This window comes from Corallococcus praedator (assembly GCF_003612125.1).
Lineage (GTDB): Bacteria > Myxococcota > Myxococcia > Myxococcales > Myxococcaceae > Corallococcus > Corallococcus praedator.
In genome coordinates this window covers 1-407 of the sequence record NZ_RAWI01001286.1, presented here as the reverse complement: position 1 = coordinate 407, position 407 = coordinate 1, and the positions used below count along the sequence as shown (strand labels likewise).

Here is a 407-nt window from a genome sequence, read left to right as displayed (position 1 = left end):
CCCCTGCACCTCAGGAAGCTGCTGCTCAATGAAATCAATTGCCGTTCCAATGCGGGTTTTGCGGTCTTGCAGGCTGTATCGGAGATATTCTTGGGCGGCCTGCTCTAAGACAAACTGCACCAAGTCCTTATCTGCACCGCCATAAGCGACTTCGATCGCTTTGGTCGGGCTTCCCGTGCCTTCTTCGATCGCCCGCTGCACTTTGATCGCTTGCAGCAGGGCGGCTTCATTAAAGTCTGGATAGCGCGGTTTGACCCGATCGACAATTTTGGAAACTAGCTCTGGACTGGTCAAGATCGCGATTTGCGTCGGGTAGTCCAGCACGAACGCCTCTTGGTTGGGCACTTGATCGTCGCCGCGAGCAACGCTGAGCGGCTCAGCCTGCCGTGCCTCATTCGTCACAGGCT

Annotated in this window: 1 protein-coding gene; it reads right to left on the bottom strand. The window is 56.3% G+C overall.

The annotated features are described in order from the left end of the window. On the bottom strand, positions 1-324 hold a 324-nt coding region (locus D7Y13_RS45515; protein ID WP_208734725.1), incomplete at its 3' end, for a hypothetical protein. Positions 325-407 lie beyond the last annotated feature (83 nt).